Genomic DNA, 23,712 nt, shown 5'->3' with positions numbered 1-23,712 from the left:
GTTAATTGGTATCAGTCTTGTTTTCTTAATAGGCATTTTCAGGACTCAGAAAAAGCTCTGCCGTCCGGATGTCACTTACATGGTCTACGTCCACGATTTTAGAGAACGGATAAGCTTCCAGCCTGACGCCGTTTTCCAGCAATTGCCTCTGAAAGTTCCGCATTCTGCTTGTGCCGTTTTTCACCGCTTTGTCTACAACGGCAATGGCATTTTTTTTCAGACAGTAAATTCCGCCGGACACAAACGGCGTCTGCGTCACATTCTGATCGGTAAATGCAGTAATTTCATTTTGCTCATTTACGGTTACATACAACGGACTTTCATCATCAATGAAAGAAGTGACTGCCATCAGGCCGTCTATGCTGCTGTTTTCCTGAAAATATGCAATGAATTCGCTGAATTCCTCTTCCTTGAAAACGGTATCCGTCGTTGTAAGGCATACGGAATCCAGTTCGGGATCGGTTCTTAAAAGCTCGTAAACACTATGCAGTGAACTCGGCGTGGATTTTTTAATGATATCAATCGGAAACGTGCGGCTTAATTCCGTCAGATGACTTTCCAGCGTTTCCGACTCTTCATTGATGATGATTTTGATCCGCTGCGCGTTGTTGCGCATGAAAATCCCGATCAGACGATCTATAAGCATTTCTCCGTAAAGGCTGACCATGGGCTTCGGAAGCTTGAACCCTTCCTTCGCAAGGCGCGAACCTTCTCCGGCTGCTATGATTGCATAATTCATATAATTGGTGTTTTAAACTGAGCCCTTTTCGTCTCTTAAAAATCGAGCCTGAACCTCGCCCGTACGCCCCATTCCGAGACATTTGGATTGTCCAGATACGTAAATCTTTTCACAAGGTCCACACGGAGCAGTTTGAAAATGTTCGCAATGCCTATACTTCCTTCAATGTACGGTTCCCTGGACAGCGTGTACGTGATCGGTTTGCCGTTTTCATCCATAGGAAAGCGGTAAAGCGACGGGTTCATGGCCGGATTGTTTTCATCACGCAACCCGCCCATCAATCCTTTAAAACTGAAAACCTCGCGCAATTTCAGCTTTTTGATCAGCGGTATTTTGTTAAACAGAAACCCGTTCATGTAATACTGAACATCCAGACTGGCGTAATGGTCGCTGACAAATTCCAGGAAGTTCATCAGGTTATAGGAATTAAGCTGATAAGCGTAAGTCTGGTTGGCGCGGTGAATGGTCAGCAGCGGAAACAGGATTTTGCTCCCGAAAATATAGCCGCCTTCCGTCGTCACATCCGCATAACCGAACTGGGATAAATAAACCCGTTTTGAAATATTGGCCGAAACGTTGTGATACCGGTTTTGTCCTTCAAAAACACCTTTCAGACCGGCATTGTAGCGCAGCGTGAAAATCGGGTATTTGTTGATAATCGGCGTACGGTACAATTTTCCCTGATAAAACTGCTCGTTCGGCGCGTAGCGCAGTTCCAGATTGGCTTCGGTATTGCTCAGCGTACCGGCATTCTGCAGGCCGCCTTCATCGTTCAGCCTTTCGTAACGCAATATGCCGGCGGGCGTCTGTCTCCACTGCGTAAAACCGATCCGGTAAGAAAAATGGTTTTCAAGTTCCCTTACGTATTCCATTTTGTACACGTCATTGTACAGCCAGCGGTTGTTTTCACCTCTTTTAAAAGATAAAAGAAAATTGTCTTCCTGAACAAACTGCAAGTCCTGACCGGGAATTTTGGTATCGCGCTGGTAACTCGCACGGATGTAGTTCAGCGGAAAATGATAAACGGATTTGTTATTGAACGAATAAGTACCGCTCAGGAAATACTTCCATTTCTCATCCTTGAAACCGTATGCCGCATAGGTTTCGAAATAAACCCTTTTGCTCAGATCCGTCGTTGTTCTTCCGCCGAAGCGCAGCCGGAAACCTTCAATCGGATTGAAACTGTAAAACGTATTCACCGGCCCGATTTCCACTTTTCCCAACGACTTGTAACCTGAAAGCAGAAGTGTAGAAATGTCCATGGTGCGCCGGAAAGAAGGAATGGTCTGCAGCGTATCAATGTTTTTATAAATATCCAGCTCCATTTTGTCCAGCGGAATGTGCCTTGCGCTGTTCCAGAAAGATTCTCCCGTCCTAACCTGCGGATTATACGCAATTTCTTCACCCGGGCCTTTGTAAATGCTGTCCGGCCGGCTTTGGTTGATGACGTAATTCTTGAAGTTGACAATCCGCTGACCGTAAAAACCTGCATTTTTCTCGCCCAGCGCAAATTCCATTGCCAGACTGGTTTTGTTCAGGTGATAACGTCCGTCCGCGCCTTTTTCGAATTCGATATGCGCTTCCAGATCACGCATGAAGTTCAGGTTAATGTCTTTGTTCACCGTCAGATAAGCATTCTGAACGCCGTAATTTCCGTCCAGCGTAACGTACAGCTTGCCTTCAAAAAGCATATCCGTTTTGTTTCTCGGAACAAAGCCCAGTTCCACGAGCCACGGCGTATTGGTTTTGACCGTATCCCGGATAAAGAACTTGTAAAAAGTCGGTGCGGTGTTGGCAATCGGGCTCAGCAACAGGTTGGTTGCAATGGAAATATCGTTGTCATAAAGATTGATATCTTCATAAAGCCTGTTGAAATAGGCGCTCAGACCGTCGTTATCCACAAACTTCGCATCAAATTCGGCACGGCGGTTGGCGAGGACAAGCTGTTTTTTCGTGTAGGGATTTTTCCTGAAATAAACCTGTGAAAGCTTTTCCTGAATGTAGGCCGGCAACATGTTTTTGCCTCCGATTGCAGCCGAATCCTGATCCTTAAACAAAAACTGATAATTCTTGAAAATCCTTTTTTCCCTGAAACTTTCAGAAAGATTGCTCAGCGCAAATGAAATTTTCTCATACTGTTCATATTCGACGTAATTATTGCTGGCCATTTTGTTCTGGTCCTTGTGCGCAATAACCTCGCGGATAAGCTGTACGGCAGGATTGTCGCGGTTGCGGTATTTTGCTTTTCCTTTCACCGTTACTTCCTTCAGCATGGATGCATCGACAGCCATTTTCACATCAATCACCTGACTGACACCCGGCTTGATTTCCTTTTCTACGCTGAGGTAGCCAATGTAAGTAAATTTAACTTTCGCGTGATTTTCAACTAACGTAAGTGCATAACGTCCGTCTGCATCCGAGACGGTTCCCATTGTAGTGCCGGGGATCAGGATAGATACATACGGCAGCGTTTCGCCGGATTTTGCATCTGTAACCGTTCCTTTGATTGTTGTGCTTTGCGCTATGGCTGTTCCGCTGTAAATCTGTACTAAACAGATCATCAGGAGCATTTTTGACCATACCGGCTTAATAATTGTTTTCATTTTTAAACATCATAACGTGTTATTTTGCAGTCCTTAGCCTTCGGTCAATCATTTCACCGGAATTCCGGCTGATGATCAAGAGAGTACCGGAATGTCAGAGCCATTTATTTTCCTTGTACCACATCAGTGTTTCGGTAAGTCCCTGCTGCAAATCGTATTGCGGCCGGTACCGCAGATGATTGCGGGCTGCGTCTATACTACAGATCCAGTTTGGCGCTGTAAGCTCTTTTAATTTCTCTTTGTTCAGAACCGGCGTTGCCGTTGAAAATGCATAAACTGCATCCAGCAATCCGGCAACGATTTTCACCAGTGCCATTGGCAGGTGCGTACGAATGCTTTTTCTGCCGCTTATTTCCTGAAACTTGTCTGCCAGCGCATACCGGTCGTAAGCATGTCCGTCGGAAATATTGTAAACGGTAACTTGCTGGCTGTCTTCTTTCAATGCGGCCATTGTGGCTGCCACCAGATCTTTGACATACACAAAGCTGAGCCGCTGCGGGCCTTTGCCGATGTAAGCGTCCAGACCTTTGTTCAGCGTTTTGAAAAGGACAAACAAATCCTTTTCCCCCGGACCATATACGGCAGTCGGGCGGATAATCGTCAACGGTAAATTTTTAACATCCAAAAGGTAATTTTCGGCAAGCAGCTTGCTTCTGCCATAATCCGTTACCGGAACCGGCAAAGTCTTTTCCGTTATGGGCTGTTCTTCTGCATAAGCTGCCGGCCCGATCGCTGCCAGACTGCTCAAAAAAACAAACCTTTTCAGCGGAATGCCCGTCGCCAGCGCAGCCTGCGCCAGATGAAGTGTGTAATTGGCATTGACGAGGTTGTAAGCCGCTGCACTTTTGGCTTTTGTAACGCCCGCAGCATGAATAATATACTCACAGCCCGACTTTTCAAGTGTGTGTTTCAGCGATTCCTGCGAACTGAAATCTGTGTTTGCAAATACAAGAGAATCCGTTTTCAGCTTCTTCAGAAAAGTCAGGTCACTGGATGGCCGCACGGCTGCATGTACTTCCATGCCTGCTTTCAGTGCAGCTTCCACCAGATGAAAACCAATGAATCCGCTGGCTCCGGTTATGAAAACTTTCTCTTTCATATTGCTTTTTCAAACAACCTGTACCGTTTGTACAGCTGGCCGTTGATCTGTTCAATGGCGTGGTTCATCAGGTAATTTTCTTCCAGCATCCACGAGCATTCGCCGCCTGTAACTTTTGTACCGTACGTGTTCTTGATGATATGGCCGTAAAGACAGGCTTCGATGCCCATTTTCCGATAACCTTCAATGACGCCCAGTGTAAGCACGCGGATGCGGGTAATGTTTTTCTTGCCCATCAGCAGCTTGAAAATTCCCGTCGGCAGTAAACGCCCTCTTTTAATTTTGATCAGAATCTGGTTGATATCCGGAATCCCGAGTACAAAACCGACCATTTCACCGTCCTTTTCAGCAACAAGACAGAAATTCGGATCAAGAATCATTTTCAGATCTTTGGCCAGATAGTCAAATTCCTTTTCGGTCATCGGAACAAAACCCAGGTTTTTGTCCCAGGCTTTGTTATAAACCTGACGGATTTTAACAACCTCGTTCTTGAAATCTTTCATATTCACCTTGCGGATAATCACACCGCTCCGTTTCAGCCTGTTTTCCAGCGCGTCAATAAGTCGCACGGATTTGTCATTGGCCGTATTTACATTGATTTCATAAGCCAGCAGGTCCGTTTGTTTCGACAGACCGGCATTTTTAAGCAGTTCAATGTAATACGGTGCGTTGTAAGGCATCATGGCCATCGGCGGTCTTTCAAAACCATCGATCAGCAACCCGCAGGTATCATTGGTAGAAAGGTTAACCGGCCCCACCAGATTGGAAACGCCTTTTGCTTTCAACCATTTTACCGCTTCGTACAGCAGCAGATTTACGGTTTCCTGATCATCAATGGCATCGAAAAAGCCGAAAAAACCGTCGTTCTTGCCCGTGAATTCAATGTGATTGCGGTTGTAAATGGCGGCAATCCGTCCCGTAATACTTTCCCCGTCCCGAACCAGAAACAGCTTCACTTCGGAGTGTTCGTAAAAAGGATGCTTGTCCGGGGAAAGCATGTCCTTTTGTGCAATGAAAAGTTCCGGAACATAATTTTTATCGTTTCGATAAAGATCATGCGGAAAATCAATAAACAGCTTTAGTTCTTTGGGAGAGTTTACGTGGACGATTTGTTTCATAGTCTTTCAGTGACAGGCTGAGGGCAGATCTGACGATAAATTTTGGTAATTTTATCCACTGCTTCTTCAATCTGGCTGAATGTATGCGTTGCCATCAGTGAGAAACGGATCAGCGACTGTTCAGGAGGAACGCCCGGCGAAACAACCGGATTTACAAAAATTCCTTCGTCCTGTAAAAGTTTGGTCAGCACGAATGTCCTTTCATTATCGCGTATGTACAATGGCAGGATCGGACTTTCGGTACGTCCGAGATCAAAGCCGTTGACAAGCAGCAGCTCTTTCGCATATCTTGTATTGGCCCAGAGACGTTCAATATGATGCGGCTCCGATTCGATGATGTCCAGTGCAGCCAGCGTACTTCCAACGGCAGCGGGCGTCATGCTTGCGCTGAACATCAGCGAACGCGCGCGGTGTTTAAGGTAATCGATTGTGCTTGCGTCTCCTGCAATAAACCCGCCCAGTGAAGCCAGTGACTTGCTGAATGTTCCCATAATCAGATCCGTGGTTTCTGTCAGTCCGAAGTAGGAAGCAGTTCCGGCGCCATTGTGCCCAATCACGCCCAGACTGTGCGCATCGTCCACCAGAACAGTTGCATCAAACTCGGCTGCAATAGCGTTCAGTTCGGGCAGCTTCACAATATCACCCTCCATGCTGAAAATCCCGTCCGTAGCAATCAGCTTGATGGCTTCTTCCGGCAAAAGGCTCAGCTTTTTCCGGAGATCGTTCATGTCGTTGTGCGCGTACTTGATTACTTTGGAAAAAGACAGGCGGCTTCCGTCGATGATGGAAGCATGGTCACTTTCATCCAGAACAAGATAATCGTTGCGGCCGGTCAGGCACGATAACGCACCCAGATTGGCCTGATAACCGGTACTGAACAGGATTGCATCTTCCTTGCCCGTAAATTTGGCAAGTCTTTCTTCCAGCTCTTCGTGTATGTCGAGTGTGCCGTTCAGAAACCGGGAACCTGCACAGCCGGTACCGTATTTCTGTGCCGCTTTCTGCGATGCTTCAATGATATAAGGATGGGATGTAAGCCCCAGATATGAATTTGACCCGAACATCAGGACCGGCTTTCCATTGATGATAACCTCTGTATCCTGACCCGATTCGATGGGTCTGAAGAAGGGATAAAGACCTTTTGCTCTTACATTGGCCGCGTCTTTAAATTCGGCAATTCGATTATTTAATTTTTTACCCATAGATAATTAATGTCAGAATCAACAGCTTCTTTTTATAAGGTGCCGGATGGCATCCGGCCGTAACCTGATTGGAAAGATCTGGGAGGTCAGTTGGTATTGTAGTTGTTCTTTTCCATAGTATAAATTTTGAACCTTGAGTGATGGTAAAATGTCTTTTCCAGCATGTTAATACGTGGTTTTCGGCCGTCTGCACCGATCCGTTTCACAATTTTCTTTCTTCTGCCTTATCGCTGCTTAAAGTTATCAAAGTATTAAAAAACTATGACTATTCGTTCAGCTGCAAATAAATTTAAAAGATAAACCCGATACCCTTCGCAGTAGTTCACAAAGCTGGTCAATCATTTTGTATTTTACCAGTAATAAAAAAAGCGCGTCTTTGTGCCGGCTGCTCATTCATGTGTGTGTTCGGCCTGATTCTGAAATCTTTATTCAAAAAACATCAAAGTATTAAACAATCTGTAAAAAGTGAATTTTACTTATTTGCTGCAAAAATTTTTTCCCGGCCTTTTTCAGAATAATTCCCATATCAGCGTGCGACAGGTCTATCCTGAGTTTTCTTTCATGGCCGCAATCCCGGGATCAGGGTTGTAACCAGCATTTTACTATTTTTTCAGGACCGAAGATCTGTCATTAAAACCGAGCCAGTAAACGTCAGATCTGCCAAGATTCCCTGTGTTCATTTTACAGGCATTCCGGTTAAACAAATGTTTATTTTAAATAATTGTTTAACGTTTACGCAAAAAAATTCAACCTTCCAGAATCAGGTAATTACAGATCATTGCTTTTACATGTTCTTTCTGTTCCTGCGCATACCGGTTGAATTCCTCTTCGCTCATACCGTAGATCTTTTTATGAATGTGTTTTCCAAGAAAAATAAACTCCACGCAGCTTTTGATCAACGGGATAATATTTTCAATATGAACCTGCCGCAATGTTCCGTTTGCAATTCCTTCATTCAGCTGCTTGCAAAACAGAGTGGACCGGATTTGCTTGAAAAACGTAAGATCAGGAAAAAGGCGTTCCGGTTCCTTGTGAATCTCGTTCATGATAAAAATCACCAGATCGGGCTCTTCATTCATCATTTTGAAATCATTCTCGATCATGTCCGAAATCTTGGTTTTGATATCCACCGGCTTGTTCAGGATACTCACCATATTCTGAAAGTACAATTCCAGAATATCCTTGAAGATTTCAAGAAACAGCTTTTCCTTACTTCTGAAATAATAATTGGTCAGCGCAATGTTCATGTCTGCTTCCCGCGCAATGTCACGCGAAGTAGTACCGTCAAAGCCCTTTTTCAGAAAAATTCTTCTGGCCGCTTCTTTGATCTTGTCCTCACTTTTTTCTGTTACACACTTCACTTTCAAATCTGAGTTAGGCAATATCCTACAAATTATCAAACCGTTTTTCTGCTGATTGATGATCAAATGTCTGTATTAATTTCAATACACTCAAGTGTTTTAAGTAATTAATTTAAACAACTATTTAAAATTAATATTTAATATCAAATTTTAGCGGATTAATACAAATTGACCTGCTCGCAAGGCGGATCTTCTCTCAGCAGTTCGAAACTCTGGCGGGCAATTTCAAGCTCTTCATTGGTCGGGATCACCAATATTTTCACTCTGCCGCTTTTCCCGCTTATTTCCCGGATCTGATCCGATTTGGCACGATTGCTTTCAGCGTCCAGCTGAATGCCGAAATATTCCATATCGCGGCAGATTTTTTCCCGCATCAACGCATCGTTCTCTCCCACTCCTGCCGTAAATACAATGGCATCCAGTCCGTTGAGAACGGCTGCATAGGAACCGATGTATTTTTTGATCCGGTAAGCATACATATCAATGGCCAGTTCCGCATCGTAATTTCCGGCTTCCAGCATTTTCACCACATCGCGCATGTCATTGGAACCGGCAAGTCCGAGCAATCCGGATTCATTGTTAAGCAGCTTGTCCATTTCATCGGCTGTTTTTCCTTCCTTCCGCTGCAGATGCAGGATCACCGAAGGATCAATATCGCCCGAGCGCGTTCCCATTACCAGCCCGCTGAGCGGTCCGAAGCCCATGCTCGTATCGATGGATTTTCCGCCGTTGACGGCCGTAATGCTGCATCCATTTCCCAAATGGATACTGATAATTTTCGCATCCGGTTTCCCAAGCCGCTCCATTGCTTTTTCAGACACATACTTGTGGCTCGTTCCGTGAAAACCATACGCCCGGATGTGCATTTCGGAATAGTACTTTTCCGGAACTGCATACCTGAAAGCGAATTCGGGCATCGTCTGATGAAATGCGGTATCAAAAACGGCGATCTGTTTTGCATTCGGAAAGATTTTTTCAGCGAATTCTATGCACTTGTAGTTCACCGGATTGTGAAGCGGCGCAAGCGTGGACAAACCCATGATTTTCTGTTTGACATCCGGATCAATGATGACTGCCGTAGAAAAATGCTCACCGCCATGCACGACTCGATGCCCGATTACTTCCAGATCATCCGTGTTTTTTATCAGTCCCGAATCCGTCAGCAATGCAAGAACATGTTTCATTCCCTCGCCGTAATCTTTTACCGACAGTGTTTTTTCCGTTACCTGAACATCCTCTTTATTGATCGTCTTGTGCCTTATAAATGAATCTTCCTTACCGATTTTTTCTATCAAACCTGTACAAAGCGGCTTTTCATCGGGCATATGGAAAAGCTGGTATTTGAGTGAACTGCTTCCTGAATTTATAACGAGAATATTCATTTTATGAAGATTGTCCGCTTTCCTGGCACTGGATCGCAGTAATGATTACAGTATTAAAAATATCATCCACAGTACAGCCGCGGCTCAGATCGTTGATCGGTTTGTTCAACCCCTGAAGCATCGGTCCGATTGCTAGCGCACCGGTTTCGCGCTGCACGGCTTTATAAGTATTGTTGCCCGTGTTAAGATCCGGGAAAATAAGCACGCTTGCTTTTCCGGCCACTTCCGAATTGGCCATTTTCTGGCTTCCTACAATCGGGTCTACGGCAGCATCGTACTGGATCGGGCCTTCCACTTTCAGGTCGGGGCGTTTTTGTTTTACAATGGCTGTTGCTTCCCGTACTTTCTCCACATCCTCGCCTTCACCCGAAGTTCCGGAAGAATAGGACAACATGGCAATGCGTGGTTCTATGCCGAAACGTGCGCTGCTTTCAGCGGACGAAATCGCAATTTCCGCAAGTTGCTGCGCAGTCGGATTCGGATTGACTGCACAGTCGCCAAAAACAGAAACACGCTCGGGAAGGCACATGAAGAAAACGGACGACACAATGGAAACACCCGGCTTTGTCTTGATAAACTGCAAAGCCGGCCTGATCGTATGCTGCGTGGTATGCACCGCGCCGGAAACCATTCCGTCGGCATCGCCTTTGTAAACCATCATGGTACCGAAGTACGAAACATCGGTCATGAGGTCGCGCGCCATTTCCTGATTTACATTTTTATTCTTTCTGAGTTCAAAAAGCGTTTCTACATACTGTTCGTAATAATCGGAAGTAGCCGGGTTTATCACTTTAACGGCGTTCAGATCCAGATCCAGCCCCAGCCTTTTCAGCGACGCCGCTACTTCTGCCTGATCGCCGAGAATGGTCAGATCCACAATATTCTGGCTTACAAGCCTTGCAGCGGCTTTGAGAATCCTGTCGTCGTTTCCTTCCGGCAGTACAATGTGTTTTTTCTGGCTTTTGGCCCATTTTACCAGCTGGTACTGAAACATATGCGGCGTAATTCCTTCCGGCTGGAATGTAATGATCCGGTCGTCAAGCGCTTTCATATCCACATATTTTTCAAAGGTGTCAATCGCAAGGCTAATTTTATTGGTATTATCGGCTGTAATCCGCGAATGGATTCCTCCGATCATTGTTGTCGTTTCAAATGTTCCTTTTTTGACCGCTATGATCGGAATGATGGTCTGAAGCCCTTCGATGAGGCGGACAACAGGCTCGTCCGGCTCGGTACCGGCAGTAAGCACAATGCCCGCAACTTTCGGGTAACTGGCGGAAAGATTGGCCTGAAGTGCACCGATAATAATATCGCCGCGGTCGCCAGGTGTGACAATGAGCAGGTTTTCCTTGATATGGTTCAAAAAGTTCGGCAGCATCATGGCGCCTGTAACAAAATTGTCAACCTGACTGGAAAGGAGGTTTTCACCGAAAAGCACTTTGGCCTCAAGTACATCCGCAATTTCTTTCATTGTCGGACTTTGCAGCCCTTTTTCCAAAGGAATAATCGTCAGGATAATTTCTTTCGGCAACTGCATATGCAGCAGTTCACGCACGTCATCGACCTGTTCCTGTTTTACCCTGTTGGCTACAATCCCGAGTACCTGAACTTCGCGCGATTCAAAATTCCGCAGCACATTCAGGGCCGAACTTACGATCTGGGCAGTGGATTTGTTTTCTCCGTTAATAATCGTCAGAACCGGTGCGCCGAGGTTTTTGGCAATGGCTGCATTGGATTCAAACTCAAAAGCAACGCCTTCTCCGAGGAAATCGCTTCCTTCAATAACAGTGAAATCATACGCATCTTCCAGCTTTTTGAACTTGCTGATGATTGTATTGATCATTTCGCCCCAGTTTTCGGATTCGGTCTGCTGAAGTACTTCCTGGCGGGTGAATGCGTACGTATCTTCATACGGGATCGGCAGGGAGAAATAATTCAGGACCGCTTCAATGTGCTTGTCTTTGACTCCGTTTTCCTGCTGCGAAATGATCGGCTTGAAAAAACCGACCTTCTTGGTTTTCGCCAGCAGCATATTTACAAGCCCGAGTGCGATGACCGATTTTCCGGCATAAGGCTCCGCCGATGCAATGAATATATTCTTTGTCATAAAATCCCTGCTTTTTCAGATGTTATATTTGTGTTTTTCCTGACAAAGCTGATTTGCCCGTCGCTTTCCATAAACGCACTTTCTATATTTTCAAAATTGTCTTCCTGCAGATGGTTTCTCAGGCTTGCGTACAAGTCTGTTTCACTGACCAGCGCCCTTTTCAGATTTTCCTTCATAATATGCCCGTTCTGGTACAGCGCTATTTTCCTGCCTTTGATCACCCTTCCGAATTTCAGGTTGAAAGATCCGATCCAGGCAAACAGCCGGTGAAGCACGGCAATGACAAGCGCCGCAGAAATGGTAGGCACAAATTCCGATGCACCGACGACGGTCCTGCTCAGTATGGCGCCCAGCAGTATTACAATGATGTTGTCAAAAGGAGATTTCATGCCGAATGAACGGCGTCCGGCAATGCGCAGTAAAAGCAGTGTGACTATAAAAATAGCAGCCGCCCTCAGAGACATCTGAAGTGTGGAGAGATTTTCACCTTCTCCAAATATTTTTACAATACTTTCCATCGATGCCCGTAAAATTTCCTGTTTTCCTGAAAACTGTATTCAGTTGTTCCTTTTAAAGATTCCAGAAAATCTCTGCAGCAAAAAATAAACCACGCGCCGGGCCGGGTATGTCGGCTGCGTGTTTTGATGTACGGGATGTGAGAAGGATGTGAGAAGTAAGAAGTGAAATGTGAGATGTAAAATGTAAAACCGGGTAAGTATTATTCAAGCATGTTCCAGTCGGCAACTTGCTCGTTTTGTTTTTCTACGAGCCATACCTTGCTTTCCGGAAAAAACTTCATGTACTTTTTGCTTTTTGCTATTCCTGCCACGCTGAATGCCGTAGCAAGCGCGTCGGCAACGGTCCCATCCGGTGAAATAACCGTTGTTCTTACATGATAAAGCAGTCCGACGCCCGTTTTCGGGTCCACAATATGCGAGTAACGAACGCCTTTGTATTCCATGTAACGGTAAGTCGGGCCGGAAGTAGCCAGCGAAGTATTGGACAGTTCCATGGTCTTTAATGAGTCGCTGCCGTTTGAAACCGTTATTTTCCATCCGTTTGTGCCCGGAGGGGAATCAGTGAGCACTATTTTGCCGCCTGCATCCATCATTGCCGACTTTATTCCATACCTTTTTACAACCTTGATCGCTTCTTCGGCTGCAAAACCTTTTCCAAGGCCCCCGATATCCAGGCGCATTCCCTTTTGGGTAAGCAAGACTTTGTAGCCGTCTGCATCCAGTTTCATTTTTTTAAAACCGGTTTTTGACAAAGCCTCTTCTATTTCCTTTTCGGCCGGAAAAATACCTTTTCTTGTAGCATGGCGCCACATCTGCACCACGGGCCCGAGCGTTGCATCGAAAGCGCCCTCCGTTTTTTGACTGATGTCCTGCGAAATGGCCAGAATGTCAAATAGTTCCTTGCTTACAGCAACCCATTTCCCACTTCCCGACTGGGCAGAAAGCAAATTGATCTCGCTGCCGTCGCGGTAATCGCTCATGATTTCGTTCAGCTTTTCAACCCGTTTGAATGCACTGTCGGCAGCCGCATTGGCAACCGAATCGTCCGGAGCATACAGCACCAGTTTGAACGGAGAACCCATCATTCCCTTCTCAAAGCTGTAACGTTTTAACTGTCCGTACGATAAATTGCAGAACAAAGTCAAAATCAGCAAGATGCAGTGTCGCATTAAAACGGGTTTCGAAAAAAATAGTTTGACCTTGACTTGCTGTGCAGAAGAGAAATCGTAGCTAACGGGCATCAGGAATCGGTTAAATGTTCTGTTGAGGATTAAAAACGAAAATTAATTCATTTTATGAGAAGAAGTATAATCCGCACGGGTACAAAACCGTTTCTTACCTGTTCAGAAAACAAAAAAGGGCCTGAATTTTAAAATCCAGGCCCTTTTACTGATATGAAAGTGATTTACTAACTATAATTATCTACGTAATTGTTATCCGGCTGAGGTGAATAGGAATTCACTGCATCCTTGATTAGCCCCGCTCCGATGAAAGGAAGCGAGATGATCGTTGATATAACCATGGCAACAAACAGTATCGTTGCAAAGAGTAATTTTGCTGAATAATATATGATGTTTGACAGGAAGTTCATGACGCAAATGATTTATATGATATTTTCTATTGCCAAAGTTAAATAAATTATTGTGCCAGCCAAAAATACTGTGCAAAAATTTATAAATTTAAGTCAATTTTAATGTACAAAGTATTCTATAAGTCTGTTTTGCAATAGTTTCTTTACTTTATTAGAAATATAATTCAATAAAGTCGGAAAATAGTTCTACAATATTACACACACTTACTTATGAGCCAGATTTTCATTTTCCTCGCGAGGATTGTATTCTCCGTTATTCTCATTTTTGCAACCCTTTTTTCCTGCATTGTCATCCTGCCGTTCTGGATTCTGCTCCGGATAAAGAAAAAGTCTGATTAAATCACAGCCGGAAACCGATTCTGGATTTACAGTCTTTTATATTGCACATTAAACTTCCATGTGCATTTACTCCTATGAAAAGAAGAGCGTTTATTCATATCGTCTCGGCAGCAGGCTTGTCTTCTGTTGCATTCAGTTTTACCGGTTGCAGCAAGAATGACAAGAACAGCGGAAACGAGAAACTTGAGTCTTCTAAAATTTCTGAAATGACTATTGCCGACATGCAGAAGAAAATGCAGGACGGCGCACTTACTTCCCGTTCGCTCACGCAGCATTACCTGGAACAGATAGAAAAATACGACCGCAACGGTCCCAAGCTGAATTCGGTCATTGAACTGAACCCGGATGCGCTCAGCATTGCCGATGCCATGGACAAGGAAAGGAAAAGCGGTAAAACAAGAGGCGCCATGCATGGCATTCCCGTCCTGATCAAGGATAATATCAATACCGCAGACAAAATGCAGACAACTGCCGGATCGCTTGCACTGGAAGGAAATATTGCCGGGACGGATGCCTTTGTGGTAAAACAACTGCGTGAAGCCGGCGCTGTGATTCTGGGCAAAACCAATCTGAGCGAATGGGCCAACTTCCGTTCCACAAGGTCGTCGAGCGGCTGGAGCAGCCGCGGCGGCCAAACGCACAATCCATACGTGCTCGACCGTTCTCCGTGTGGTTCGAGTTCGGGTTCAGGCGTTGCTGTGGCGGCCAATCTGTGTGCCGTTGCCGTCGGTACCGAAACCAACGGCTCCATTGCATGTCCGGCATCAATGAACGGCGTTGTTGGCATCAAGCCCACGGTTGGCCTGGTGAGCCGTTCCGGTATTATCCCGATTTCCAGAACACAGGATACAGCCGGACCAATGGCCAGAACCGTTGCAGATGCGGCGGTTCTGCTTGGAGCCATGGCGGGTTTTGACGAGCAGGATGCAGCAGAAAACAGCTATCGTGAGAAAGTCCCGGATTATACGGCTTTTCTGCTTCCGAAAGGATTGGAAGGAAAGCGCATTGGCGTTGAAAAAGGCTTTCTGAAACAGCATGAAGGAATTGATTCTTTGCTAAAAAAGGCACTGGACCAGATGAAAAGTCAGGGTGCAACGATTGTAGAAGTGGAATTTATGAAAACCGGCGATGTGGACGGTGCAGAATCAGCGGTGCTGCAATATGAATTCAAGGACGGGGTAAATAAATACCTTTCCGCTTCCAATGCAAAAATCAGATCGCTGGAAGGACTGATTGCTTTCAACAAAGCCAATGAAGAAAAGGTTATGCCCGATTTTAAGCAGGAACTGTTTGAAGTTTCGCAGTCAAAAGGCGATCTTGAATCAAAGGAATACAAGGATGCACTGGCCAAAATCATTAAAGTAAGGGATTTGTTGAACAAGGAACTTGAAACCAACAAGCTGGATGCCTTATGCGGCCCGGCAACCGGCGCGTCGTGGTGTATAGATCCGGTAAACGGCGATTTCTGGACAGGATACGGGTCTTACGGTCCGGCGGCACTTTCCGGTTTTCCGTCCATAACGGTACCCATGGGCAGCATCGGCGAACTGCCTGTCGGGATTTCATTTCTGGGAAAAGCGTACAGTGAGCCTTCGCTGATCAGCATGGCTTATGCTTACGAACAGGTTTCCGGAAACCGCAGGGTGCCGCGCTTTATCAAAACGGTTCAGTGAACAATTAGTATGCAGTCTCTATAAAATCCTTTTGTGATGAAAGCAATCAAAAACTTTCATGGACAGAAGAGGATTTGTTAAAAGCAGCACAGCCGTACTTTGTATGTTGCCGGTGTTTCCGGCAAAAGGTTTTGTACCTGTAAAAATAATTGATAAAAAAGTACCTCCCTGGTTAAAAGCATTGATTCAGCAGAACGATCACGGCGTTGAATCGCTGCGGTCTCTGCAGATTGAAGATTCCGGAAGCAGTGAATTTGGCGGTGTTAAGGATGCATATGACATTCTGAACCCGCATAGCACGGCTGCTTTGGTACAATGGGGAGCCTGCGCGCTTTTTTCTTCCTCATCCCGTTTTTATCAATCACCGCAGCTGCTTGATAATATAAATGCGGCTGTTCTGTATCTGGTCAGAACGCAGCATGAGGACGGAACGATTGATCTGCTTTCAACCAATTTTCATTCTACGCCCGACACCGGTTTTCTGGTTAAAAGGCTTGTAATGGCCTATACGCTGCTGGAAAAGTCAGGAACGGCGGATATGGAAAAAGTGCTGGCAAACCTGAAAACTTTTCTGCTCCGCGCAGGCAAAGCCTTGAGTGTTGGCGGAATTCATACGCCCAATCACCGCTGGGTTGTAACTGCTGCACTGACCAAACTGAACGAACGCTGGCCCAATCCCGCGTACACGGCAAGGGCAGAACAATGGCTTGCTGAAAAAATCGATATTGACAAGGATGGACAGTACAATGAAAAAAGCACTTTTATCTATTCCTCGCTGACCGACCGGCTGCTGATTACCATTGCCAAAGGTCTGAACAAACCCGAATTGCTGGATGCAGTCCGTAAAAACCTGGACATGACGATGTATTATGTTCATTCGAATGGAGAAATTGTAACGGACGCTTCCGGAAGGCAGGATAAAGCCGTTGTCGGTACGCTCGAAAATTACTATTATCCATATCGCTATTTAGCTCTGAAAGATCAGAACGGAGCATATGCGGCCATGTGCGAAATGATTGAAAAAACAGCCGGACCCAAAATTGGCGGATTTCTGGACTATTTCCTTTCAGACACTTTCTTATGGAATGAAATTCCGGCTGCAAAGCCGCTGCCATTGAACTACGTACGCACTTTTCCGAATTCCGGACTTGTCAGAATCAGAAGAAATGAGCGGGATTGTACATTGATTGCCAACAATCCCGTATGGTTTACATTCATGAAAGGCAACGCCGTTTTACAAGGAATGCGGTTTGCATCGTCATTTTTCGGAAAAGGCCAGTTTCAGACTGAAAAAATAGTTCAGAATGGAAATAAATGGGAAATGACACAGCAACTGGAAGGACCGTACTTTCAGCCATATCCCAAAGAACAGCTTCCGGATGACGGCGACTGGGACAAAATGCCCCGAAATGCCAGGCCGCAAAGTGAAATTCAGATTTTGGAAACAAAGGTTATGATCATGGAAACAGAAAACGGGATGGAAGTAGAAATAACAACCTCGGGAACGCAGCGCGTGCCGGTTGCCCTTGAACTGATATTCCGGCCGGGCGGGACATTTACCGGAATTTCAAAAATTGAAAACACTAAAGATTCATGGCTTCTGAAAAGCGGAACCGGAAATTACAAATTCAGTAACGACACAATCACTTTCGGGCCGGGAACAGGCTTACATAAAAACATTGCCTTACGCGGCGCATTGCCTGCCATGGACGCACCGACCGTTTACCTTACCGGCTTCACTCCTTTCCGGCACATCATCCGTTTTTCCTGAAAACCAACACGTAAATTCACAGGCATGCCGTCACAGGTGCCGGCATGCTGTCGATACAAAACGCTCACATTTATGGCCTGCTTATTTCACTGGATTAATATAATCAAGTAACAAAGGCTGTTCAAATTAATTTTTATCCAGCCATTCCAGAATGTAATCGGCGTCTTCCTTCCAGGTAGGAAGCCCAAGCACAAAATGGTTGCGCCCGGCAAACTCCTTGTACTCTGTTACCGAGCCATTTTGCTTGTAAGCTTTGAAATTCCGCAAGTTCAGCGATGCGGGCATAATATGATCCTTGTCGCCGGATGTAAGCAGTAGCGGCGCATGTGGTTTATTAAAATCAACTTTTGCAGCGGAAGTCAGTCCGTTCCTTACTACTGTTTTGGATTCAGGAATTGTATTTTCATAATAGGTTTTCTTTTGTTCTTCCAGCGTCATACCGTTGGTAAAGGCGTACTGCCAGTCAGACAATGACATGAGGTACGTTTTTTTGACAGGTGTAAAAAAAACCAAGCGCCTTCCAGCCGGCTCTCAGAAAAGAAAATTCGTAAGGTATGATTCCCTGCGGCGGTACGGAATGAATGGCAACCGCGGCAGCGGCAAGATCTCTGTTAAGAAGAATCTGAGTAATGAGCCCACCCAGCGAATGTCCGATGATGATTGGCTTTTCGGGCAGGCTTTTAACAAAATCTGCATAGGAGTTGACAAGTTCGTCCAACGTCAGCAATGCGAGCTGCGTGTCATGCGGCTGTCTGTCCCTCAGCTCGGCAGCGGAGGCATCCTTGTAAGGCCATGGCGGCGCATAGGTTGTGTAACCTTTGCTTTCAAAATACGTTCTCCAGCTGTCCCAGCCGCTGTTACTCACAAAGGCTCCTGTTACAAATACGATGGTTTTTGTGCTACTGCTTTTCATAAATAGAGTTATTTGAATGGAATTTTGATGCGTGTTGAAACTGGCAATTTGAACATGACAAAACCCGGCAGTATCTGCGGCAGCGACTTCAACCTGTGTCAAAATCGTTGCTTACCCGGCATTTGCGGGCACGGCAGCATTTAATTTCCTGAACAGCGGAAATGAATGTAATCTTACTTTATGGAAAGTTTAAAACAGTGTGAAAAGACAAGAATCTGTAATGCTTTCATTCAGCACATTGCAATACCGCATTCAGTTGAAAGAAAGGATTTCAGAAGTCTTAAATTTAAAAATAATCGGTAACAGTTACAATTCTTCCTTACTCAACTTGTAAATCAGAATCATTTGGTGACGCTGTTTTTACGTTCTTGAATACTTTTCAGGGTACTGAATATATTTATTTAAAAATACATTGAAATCCCTCAATGTCAGCGACCTAATATTACTAATATTCATTAAATTTGATTACTCTCCTCTCCTTACATGACGCTACGGATTTTTAAACATCTACAATCATGCTCAGAAGCGTTACAATCTTTATATTGGTTCTTGCAGCAGAGGTTTGCGTTGCCAACCAGATTTTCATTCCGATGGATAAATCGCAGACCAACCACCTGAAAGCATACGGTCTTGCATATGTGCTGCTGAAAGGTGAAACGGACGTGGACTGGCTGCTGAATTACCGCGGCGGGAGTTTCATGATACAGTACACCAAATCGGTTGAAAATGAATGCAAGCTCCGCGCTATTTCCTACGAAATCCTTTCAGAAGCTGCAAGCCAGCAGATCATCAGCCAGATCAGCAATCCGGATGTAAATATGGATGTGGTAAAATTGCATAAGGCTGCGAAAATAGCCGTTTATTCCCCGATCAAGATCAGTCCTGCCGAATTCGAGAATACAGATGCTGTCCTGCTGGTTCTGAAATATGCCGAAATTCCGTTTGACGTCATCTACGACGAAGAAATCCTGAAAGGCGATCTGCCCAAATATGACTGGCTGCACTTGCATCATGAAGATTTTACAGGACAGTTTGGAAAAAACCTCCGAAGGACCACTCAGGCGGACATAAAAGCGCAGGAAGCCATTGCAAGCCGTTTTGGATTTACCAAAGTATCACAAATGAAACTGGCCGTTGCCAAATCGATCAAGGAATTCTGTGCAGGTGGCGGCTTCCTGTTTGCCATGTGTTCCGGTGCCGAAACATTCGACATTGCACTGGCAGCCGAAGGAGTAGACATTGTTGATAATATGGACGGTGACGGCATCGACCCGGACGCACAATCCAAGCTTGATTTTGAAAAAACCTTTGCCTTCCAGAATTTCAAATTACAACTGGATGAGTATGATGGAATGAATTTTTCGGATATTAATTCTTCTTCCGGTCGATACCGGAACTGGGGTGAAAGCGATGCCTACTTCTCACTGTTCGATTTCTCTGCCAAATGGGACGTAATTCCTGCCATGCTCGTACAGAATCATGAAAACCTGATCCGGGAATTTATGGGTCAGACGACTGCATTTACAAAGAGCATTATTAAACCGGGCGTTTTGGTAATGGGAACCAGCAGTTCTTCCGACCGGTACATTTACGGGGAATTGGGCCGCGGGCAATGGACATTCTACGGCGGCCATGATCCGGAAGGCCGGGGCGGCAGTCACCGCATGCCTACGGATCTTAACTTGTATCCTAATTCACCAGGTTACAGGTTAATACTGAATAACATTCTGTTTCCATCTGCAAGAAAGAAAAAACGTAAAACCTGAGATTTGGCAATCAGGCAGGCTCCGGAGGAGCCCTCTGTTTCTAGTCCAGAATTAAAGGCATCACAAAGAGCGGCTCCGGAGGAGCCCCCTGATGTTAAATAACTTATAATCTACAAACAGGATGTCCCTCTGGGGCAAAACTTACATCTCGCAACCTTATGCTACAAACAGGGCGCCCCTCCGGGGCAAAAATTACATCCGACAACCTTTGCTACAAACAGGATGCCCCTCCGGGGCAAAAATTACATCCGACAACCTTTGCTACAAACAGGATGCCCCTCCGGGGCAAAAATTACATCCGACAACCTTTGCTACAAACAGGATGCCCCTCCGGGGCAAAAATTACATCCGACAACCTTTGCTACAAACAGGGTGCCCCTTCGGGGCGAAATTTACATCCTACATCCTTGGCTACAAACAGGGCGCCCCTCCGGGGCGGCTCGAAACTACCTTTTATTTCAAATATTCAACCATTAACCTTCCTGCTTTTACAGAAGCACCGGATTCACCAACCAACTCCCTCAAAACACCATAATCATTCATCTGCGCCTGATGTTTTGATCCGCCCGGTAAAATCTGTTTCAGCTCATTCACCAGATTTGCTTCGTTCAGCTCACTCTGAATCAGTTCTCTCACGGTTTCTTTTTTCATAATCAGGTTAACCAAGGAAATATAAGGTACACGGATAAGTTGCTTTGCAATCACATAAGACAAACCGCTCGTTTTGTAACATACAACTTCCGGGACATTAAAAAGGGCTGTTTCCAATGTTGCAGTTCCTGATGTCACCAAGGCAGCCTCTGCAATGGCAAGTAAATCGTAAGTTGACTCGTAAACAATAATGGCATTGTGAGCCGAAACATATCTTTGATATAAAGAAGCCGGAAGATTGCTTACACCGGCAATCACAAACTGATGATCCGGGAAATGCGGCTGAGTACGCAGCATCATGTCCAGCATTCCCGTTATTTCCTGCTGCCGGCTTCCGGGTAGCAAGGCAATAACCGGCTTGTCAGCCGGAATCTGATTTTTACTTCTGAAGTCCGGATCAGGCCGGAACGATGCAATCGCATCCATGAGCGGGTTGCCTACATAATCTACTTTGTAATCGTATTTTGAATAAAATTCAGTCTCAAAAGGAAAGATCACAAACATATGATCTACGTTTTCCTTGATCCTGAGGGCACGCTTCTGATTCCATGCCCAGACTTTCGGAGAAATGTAATAGAATACTTTCAGACCTTTTTTCCTGGCAAATGCAGCAATCCGAAGGTTAAAACCGGGGTAATCTATTAAAATGAGCGCATCGGGTTTGTAATTCAGGATGTCCGTTTTGCACTCTTTCAGAAATCCGGAAATTTTATGAAGGTTGAGAATTACTTCCAGAAAGCCCATGTAAGCGGTATCCTTGTAGTGCTTCACCAGTTCCAGGCCTTCGGCTTCCATCATGTCTCCGCCCCAGCCTCTGAACTGTGCATCCGGATCATTTTCCCTGATTCCCTTGATAAGATTGGAACCATGCAAATCGCCCGAACGCTCGCCGGCAACAAGGTAGTATTTCATTCTGATTAATTTTGATGGCCGTTGGTAGTAAGCTGCGCGTAGTTAGCTAGTAACTATTGGCTTTTAGCTGTCAGCAGCAAGTCTGCAAGCAAGTGGCTAAGTGCTGTTTTATGATCAATTCCGGATGGAAAATTAACGTTCTAATAGCCAAATGTTAACAACCAGTAACAAAAACAAATTGCCAAACAAATCATGATTCATAATGGATCAAATCAAGTTGCTGGAAAGTAATGAAAAAACCATTTGCTTTCAATCAATGACTAACCATGACTCATAATAACTAAACATGACTCATAAGGACCAACCATGACTTAAATACAAATCCTCACAAGTCATGTACACTTAACTACAATCCAACCCTACTCCCCGTAATATTCAACAAAATTCTTCGGCGTTTCCACAAGCTTGATATAATGAAGCTTTGCTCCGGGAGCTGCTTCGGCGATTGCGGGTGCCAGTATATTCCAGATTTCAGTTACGAAAATTTCACATGAAGCCATTTTGCCCTGCATAAAATCCACATCAAGGTTCAGGTTTTTATGGTCTACTTTATCCACGATCATTTCCTTGACCAGATTTCCCAGCACTTTCAGATCAATTACAAATCCTGTATCCGGATCCGGTTTTCCTTTTACCGTAACAATCAGCTCAAAATTATGTCCGTGCCAGTTGTTATTCGCACACGGACCGAATACTTCCTGGTTTTTCTCTTCTGACCATGCCGGGTTGAAAAGCCGGTGGGCCGCATTAAAATGCTCTTTTCTTGTTACGTAAATCATAAATCTTCTTCACTTGATAAATAGAGTACAAAATTACATCTTGTATCCGTAGTTTTGCAGTTCAACAAGAGGATAACTAAAAAAAATCCTATTTCAGCAGAAAGTTTAAGAACAGATCAGCGTTTCCGGTCGTTCTTATCAGGCATTTTTTTCCATATTAACCTCATTAAACATATCATTTCTCGCATGATTATCGTAACAGGTGCAGCCGGATTTATCGGCAGCGGGCTCATCAGCCGGCTTAATCAGGATGGTTTTAAAAACATCATTGCAGTCGATGATTTTTCCAAAATTGAAAAAGCGGAAAATCTGGAAGGAAAAACGATCGGAGAAAAAGTAGAGCGGAATGCACTTTTTGAATGGCTTGACAGGAACAACCGTGATGTTGAATTCATATTTCATATCGGCGCACGGACGGATACAACCGAATTTGACAAGAATATCTTTGACGAACTGAATGTTTCCTATTCCAAACAGATCTGGGAAAAATGCGTTGCTTACCAGATTCCGCTTGTGTACGCATCTTCCGCGGCTACTTACGGATTGGGCGAAAACGGTTATGACGACGATGAATCGTCCATTCCTGCCTTAAAACCATTGAATCCGTATGGAGATTCCAAGAATGAATTTGACATCTGGGCTTTGCAGCAGGAGAAAAAACCGTTTTTCTGGGCCGGACTGAAATTTTTTAATGTTTACGGTCCTAACGAATATCACAAAGGCCGCATGGCTTCGGTTGTTTTTCATGCTTATAACCAGATCAAAGCCACGGAAAAAATGAAGCTTTTCCGCTCGCATCATCCGGATTTCAAAGACGGCGAGCAAATGCGGGATTTTATTTATGTGAAAGATCTGTTGGATGTATGTATATTTTTAATGCATCACCGCAAAAACTCCGGCATTTACAACCTCGGAAGCGGCCGTGCAAGGACCTTCAAAGACCTGGTCACCAGTACGTTTCTTGCAATGGAAAAAACGCCGGACATTTCCTACATCGATACGCCTGAAGATATCCGCGACAAATACCAGTATTTTACAGAAGCAAATATGAGCAAACTGCGCTCAATCGGGTTTACGCAGCCATTTACTTCTCTGGAAGACGGCGTTCTTGATTATGTAAAAAATTACCTTTCCACAGGAGCATATCTCTGATCATTTTATGCTGCGGCGGTTTTCAGTTGCATTGGG

The 23,712-nt window shown here is 45.0% G+C and carries 18 protein-coding genes; 4 read left to right on the top strand and 14 right to left on the bottom strand.

What is annotated here, in order from left to right; genetic code table 11:
• Nucleotides 1-25: 25 nt before the first annotated feature.
• The 10 genes from FEM33_RS22640 to FEM33_RS22595 form a co-directional block, all read right to left on the bottom strand.
• The gene (locus tag FEM33_RS22640; RefSeq protein ID WP_139014249.1) at nucleotides 26-739 is read right to left on the bottom strand and encodes a nucleotidyltransferase family protein; all 714 of its coding nucleotides are present in this window, start codon (nucleotides 737-739) and stop codon (nucleotides 26-28) included.
• Nucleotides 740-774: 35 nt separating this feature from the next.
• Nucleotides 775-3,300: a DUF5686 and carboxypeptidase-like regulatory domain-containing protein gene (locus FEM33_RS22635; protein ID WP_229214371.1), complete on the bottom strand. Its 2,526-nt coding sequence runs from the start codon at nucleotides 3,298-3,300 to the stop codon at nucleotides 775-777.
• 136 nt (nucleotides 3,301-3,436) lie between these two features.
• Complete coding sequence (locus tag FEM33_RS22630; RefSeq protein ID WP_139014247.1) at nucleotides 3,437-4,441, bottom strand: NAD-dependent epimerase/dehydratase family protein; 1,005 nt, start codon at nucleotides 4,439-4,441, stop codon at nucleotides 3,437-3,439.
• Nucleotides 4,438-5,559 carry a GNAT family N-acetyltransferase gene (locus tag FEM33_RS22625; RefSeq protein ID WP_139014246.1) on the bottom strand — a complete coding sequence of 374 codons (1,122 nt, stop codon included), beginning with the start codon at nucleotides 5,557-5,559 and terminating at the stop codon, nucleotides 4,438-4,440. The genes FEM33_RS22630 and FEM33_RS22625 overlap by 4 nt, the downstream gene beginning before the upstream one ends.
• Entirely contained in the window at nucleotides 5,556-6,761 is a 1,206-nt protein-coding gene (spt, locus tag FEM33_RS22620) for a serine palmitoyltransferase (RefSeq protein ID WP_139014245.1), read from the bottom strand. The genes FEM33_RS22625 and spt overlap by 4 nt, the downstream gene beginning before the upstream one ends.
• A 746-nt stretch (nucleotides 6,762-7,507) precedes the next feature.
• Entirely contained in the window at nucleotides 7,508-8,122 is a 615-nt protein-coding gene (locus FEM33_RS22615) for a TetR/AcrR family transcriptional regulator (protein ID WP_139014244.1), read from the bottom strand.
• Nucleotides 8,123-8,280: 158 nt separating this feature from the next.
• On the bottom strand, nucleotides 8,281-9,504 hold the full coding sequence (locus FEM33_RS22610; protein WP_139014243.1) for an acetate/propionate family kinase: 1,224 nt from the start codon (nucleotides 9,502-9,504) through the stop codon (nucleotides 8,281-8,283).
• Nucleotide 9,505: 1 nt separating this feature from the next.
• Nucleotides 9,506-11,611 (bottom strand): phosphate acetyltransferase, encoded by a 2,106-nt coding sequence (pta, locus tag FEM33_RS22605; protein WP_139014242.1) that lies wholly within the window; start codon nucleotides 11,609-11,611, stop codon nucleotides 9,506-9,508.
• On the bottom strand, nucleotides 11,608-12,129 hold the full coding sequence (locus FEM33_RS22600) for a DUF421 domain-containing protein (RefSeq protein WP_139014241.1): 522 nt from the start codon (nucleotides 12,127-12,129) through the stop codon (nucleotides 11,608-11,610). Before FEM33_RS22600 ends, pta begins: the two co-directional genes overlap by 4 nt.
• 200 nt (nucleotides 12,130-12,329) lie before the next feature.
• Complete coding sequence (locus FEM33_RS22595; protein WP_139014240.1) at nucleotides 12,330-13,298, bottom strand: FAD:protein FMN transferase; 969 nt, start codon at nucleotides 13,296-13,298, stop codon at nucleotides 12,330-12,332.
• 835 nt (nucleotides 13,299-14,133) lie between these two features.
• Between FEM33_RS22595 and FEM33_RS22590 the strand changes: the two genes are divergently transcribed.
• Nucleotides 14,134-15,732: an amidase gene (locus FEM33_RS22590; RefSeq protein WP_139014239.1), complete on the top strand. Its 1,599-nt coding sequence runs from the start codon at nucleotides 14,134-14,136 to the stop codon at nucleotides 15,730-15,732.
• A gap of 58 nt (nucleotides 15,733-15,790) precedes the next feature.
• Nucleotides 15,791-17,503: a prenyltransferase/squalene oxidase repeat-containing protein gene (locus FEM33_RS22585; protein ID WP_139014238.1), complete on the top strand. Its 1,713-nt coding sequence runs from the start codon at nucleotides 15,791-15,793 to the stop codon at nucleotides 17,501-17,503.
• Nucleotides 17,504-17,629: 126 nt separating this feature from the next.
• Here the strand turns inward: FEM33_RS22585 and FEM33_RS26800 are convergent, their stop codons facing one another.
• Nucleotides 17,630-17,980: a prolyl oligopeptidase family serine peptidase gene (locus FEM33_RS26800; protein ID WP_229214370.1), complete on the bottom strand. Its 351-nt coding sequence runs from the start codon at nucleotides 17,978-17,980 to the stop codon at nucleotides 17,630-17,632.
• Nucleotides 17,967-18,416 (bottom strand): esterase/lipase family protein, encoded by a 450-nt coding sequence (locus tag FEM33_RS26795; RefSeq protein WP_229214369.1) that lies wholly within the window; start codon nucleotides 18,414-18,416, stop codon nucleotides 17,967-17,969. Before FEM33_RS26795 ends, FEM33_RS26800 begins: the two co-directional genes overlap by 14 nt.
• A 515-nt stretch (nucleotides 18,417-18,931) precedes the next feature.
• Between FEM33_RS26795 and FEM33_RS22575 the strand changes: the two genes are divergently transcribed.
• Nucleotides 18,932-20,182: an asparagine synthetase B gene (locus tag FEM33_RS22575; RefSeq protein WP_139014237.1), complete on the top strand. Its 1,251-nt coding sequence runs from the start codon at nucleotides 18,932-18,934 to the stop codon at nucleotides 20,180-20,182.
• A 453-nt stretch (nucleotides 20,183-20,635) separates the two neighbouring features.
• Here the strand turns inward: FEM33_RS22575 and lpxB are convergent, their stop codons facing one another.
• Nucleotides 20,636-21,745, bottom strand: a complete 1,110-nt coding sequence (lpxB, locus tag FEM33_RS22570; RefSeq protein ID WP_139014236.1) for a lipid-A-disaccharide synthase — start codon at nucleotides 21,743-21,745, stop codon at nucleotides 20,636-20,638.
• A gap of 359 nt (nucleotides 21,746-22,104) precedes the next feature.
• A complete protein-coding gene (locus FEM33_RS22565; RefSeq protein WP_139014235.1) occupies nucleotides 22,105-22,524 on the bottom strand; it encodes a 6-pyruvoyl trahydropterin synthase family protein in 420 nt (139 codons plus the stop codon).
• A gap of 186 nt (nucleotides 22,525-22,710) precedes the next feature.
• Between FEM33_RS22565 and rfaD the strand changes: the two genes are divergently transcribed.
• Nucleotides 22,711-23,676 carry an ADP-glyceromanno-heptose 6-epimerase gene (rfaD, locus tag FEM33_RS22560; protein ID WP_139014234.1) on the top strand — a complete coding sequence of 322 codons (966 nt, stop codon included), beginning with the start codon at nucleotides 22,711-22,713 and terminating at the stop codon, nucleotides 23,674-23,676.
• The last annotated feature ends 36 nt before the right edge of the window (nucleotides 23,677-23,712 follow it).

The organism is Dyadobacter flavalbus, assembly GCF_006149045.1.
Lineage (GTDB): Bacteria > Bacteroidota > Bacteroidia > Cytophagales > Spirosomataceae > Dyadobacter > Dyadobacter flavalbus.
This window is presented reverse-complemented; position numbering and strand designations above follow the sequence as displayed.

Excerpts from the sequence above, each read along its gene's own strand:
- FEM33_RS22565 (WP_139014235.1), bottom strand. The coding sequence starts at position 22,524 with ATGATTTACGTAACAAGAAAAGAGCATTTTAATGCGGCCCACCGGCTT.
- FEM33_RS22630 (WP_139014247.1), bottom strand. The coding sequence starts at position 4,441 with ATGAAAGAGAAAGTTTTCATAACCGGAGCCAGCGGATTCATTGGTTTT.
- FEM33_RS22590 (WP_139014239.1), top strand. The coding sequence starts at position 14,134 with ATGAAAAGAAGAGCGTTTATTCATATCGTCTCGGCAGCAGGCTTGTCT.
- FEM33_RS22600 (WP_139014241.1), bottom strand. The coding sequence starts at position 12,129 with ATGGAAAGTATTGTAAAAATATTTGGAGAAGGTGAAAATCTCTCCACA.
- FEM33_RS22585 (WP_139014238.1), top strand. The coding sequence starts at position 15,791 with ATGGACAGAAGAGGATTTGTTAAAAGCAGCACAGCCGTACTTTGTATG.
- lpxB (WP_139014236.1), bottom strand. The coding sequence starts at position 21,745 with ATGAAATACTACCTTGTTGCCGGCGAGCGTTCGGGCGATTTGCATGGT.
- FEM33_RS22610 (WP_139014243.1), bottom strand. The coding sequence starts at position 9,504 with ATGAATATTCTCGTTATAAATTCAGGAAGCAGTTCACTCAAATACCAG.
- rfaD (WP_139014234.1), top strand. The coding sequence starts at position 22,711 with ATGATTATCGTAACAGGTGCAGCCGGATTTATCGGCAGCGGGCTCATC.
- FEM33_RS22625 (WP_139014246.1), bottom strand. The coding sequence starts at position 5,559 with ATGAAACAAATCGTCCACGTAAACTCTCCCAAAGAACTAAAGCTGTTT.
- FEM33_RS22640 (WP_139014249.1), bottom strand. The coding sequence starts at position 739 with ATGAATTATGCAATCATAGCAGCCGGAGAAGGTTCGCGCCTTGCGAAG.
- FEM33_RS22635 (WP_229214371.1), bottom strand. The coding sequence starts at position 3,300 with ATGATCTGTTTAGTACAGATTTACAGCGGAACAGCCATAGCGCAAAGC.
- FEM33_RS22575 (WP_139014237.1), top strand. The coding sequence starts at position 18,932 with ATGCTCAGAAGCGTTACAATCTTTATATTGGTTCTTGCAGCAGAGGTT.
- FEM33_RS22595 (WP_139014240.1), bottom strand. The coding sequence starts at position 13,298 with ATGCGACACTGCATCTTGCTGATTTTGACTTTGTTCTGCAATTTATCG.
- spt (WP_139014245.1), bottom strand. The coding sequence starts at position 6,761 with ATGGGTAAAAAATTAAATAATCGAATTGCCGAATTTAAAGACGCGGCC.
- pta (WP_139014242.1), bottom strand. The coding sequence starts at position 11,611 with ATGACAAAGAATATATTCATTGCATCGGCGGAGCCTTATGCCGGAAAA.
- FEM33_RS26800 (WP_229214370.1), bottom strand. The coding sequence starts at position 17,980 with ATGTCATTGTCTGACTGGCAGTACGCCTTTACCAACGGTATGACGCTG.
- FEM33_RS26795 (WP_229214369.1), bottom strand. The coding sequence starts at position 18,416 with ATGAAAAGCAGTAGCACAAAAACCATCGTATTTGTAACAGGAGCCTTT.